A 1483-nucleotide genomic window follows, 5' to 3' on the forward strand; every position below is an offset into this window, starting at 1 on the left:
CCATCATTAACCCCCATGGCCTGCATGCCCGTCCGGGGGCCATGCTGGTCAAGGTAGCCAAAGAGTTTGAATCAGACATTCGCGTTGCCAATCTGGACGGTAGCGGCGAAGCAGTCTCCGCCAAGAGCCTGATGAAGGTCATTGGTCTTGGCGTCAAGTGCGGTCACCGTCTGGCGTTTCGCGCCGAAGGGGTGGATGCCGAAGCGGCCCTCAAGGGGATCGGCGAGGCCATCGCGGCCGGTCTGGGTGAGGGGGCACACTGATGAAGATTGTCACCATTACCCTCAACCCGGCGCTTGATCTCACTACCCGTCTCGAGGCGATGAACCTTGGCGAAGTGAATCTGGTGAGCGAGGCGTCCTTACGTGCCGCGGGCAAGGGGATCAACGTCGCCATGGTGTTGAAAGATCTGGGCCGCGACGTGGGCGTGACCGGCTGGCTTGGCGCTGACAATGAGCAGAGTTTTGTTTCCCTGTTTACAGAGCGCGCGCTGGCTGATCACTTTGTGCGTGTGGCGGGCAGCACCCGTATCAACGTCAAGATCTCCGAGCACTCGGGCCGGGTGACCGATCTCAACCTGCCGGGGCTCACCATCCACGAAGGGGAAGTGAGTGCCCTGGAGCAGGCCATCGACGAGTTGGCACCGCAAGCCGAGTGGTTCGTGCTGGCGGGCAGCCTGCCCAAAGGGGTGGCCCCCAGTTACTGCGCCCATCTTATTCGCTTGCTCAAGGCCAAAGGCAAGCAGGTGATCTTCGATTGCAGCGGCGCGGCCTTAAGCGAAGGCATCAAGGCTGCGCCGACCCTGATCAAACCCAATCTGGAGGAGCTGAGCCAGTGGGCCGGTCGTCCCATCAAGACCCTGAGCGAGCAGGCCGCTTGCGCCCGCGAGTTACAGACTCAGGGTATCGCCCATGTGGTGATCTCCAATGGCGCCGATGGCCTCGTCTGGTTTGGTCCTGATGCCACCTGGCAGGCCATTCCGCCGCGTATGAATGTCATCAGCACAGTCGGTGCTGGCGACTCCCTGGTGGCGGGGCTGACCCACGGTCTGAGTCTTGGCTGGGCGCCGGAGCAGATCCTGCATCTGGCCACCGCCGTTTCGGCACTGGCAGTCAGTCAGGTGGCGGTCGGTTTTAGCGATATCAGTGTGCTCAACCCCTTACTTGAACAGGTGCGTGTACAGCGTCTGGATGATCTGGCACCGGTTCAGTGCCATACCCCCTCAATGAAAAACTCAGGAGATGCCCAATGAAAGCAATCTTGGTTACGGCTTGCCCGGCGGGCATAGCCACCAGCTTTCTCGCTGCAAAACGGATAGAACAGCAGGCCAAACTGGCTGGCTGGGAACTCACCCTCGACGTCGGCTCCAGCGTGCAACCCCGTCAGGTGCCGGGCAAGGAGCAGATTGCCGCCGCCGATCTGGTGCTGGTTGTCGCAAGCTGCCCGGTGGATCTCGGCGCCTATGATGGTAAGCGGGTTTATC

General features: G+C 61.2%; 3 protein-coding genes. All 3 read left to right on the forward strand.

Annotated features, from left to right (window positions below):
• Positions 1-263: HPr family phosphocarrier protein (locus AAC083_RS17490; protein WP_146181719.1), on the forward strand; the 263-nt coding region annotated here is incomplete at its 5' end.
• A complete protein-coding gene (pfkB, locus tag AAC083_RS17495; protein WP_108537271.1) occupies positions 263-1252 on the forward strand; it encodes a 1-phosphofructokinase in 990 nt (329 codons plus the stop codon). The genes AAC083_RS17490 and pfkB, both read left to right, overlap by 1 nt.
• Positions 1249-1483: PTS fructose transporter subunit IIB (locus tag AAC083_RS17500; protein WP_308811020.1), on the forward strand; the 235-nt coding region annotated here is incomplete at its 3' end. The genes pfkB and AAC083_RS17500, both read left to right, overlap by 4 nt.

This window comes from Aeromonas sp. HMWF014 (genome assembly GCF_963878295.1).
In the GTDB taxonomy this organism is placed as follows: Bacteria; Pseudomonadota; Gammaproteobacteria; order Enterobacterales; family Aeromonadaceae; genus Aeromonas; species Aeromonas popoffii.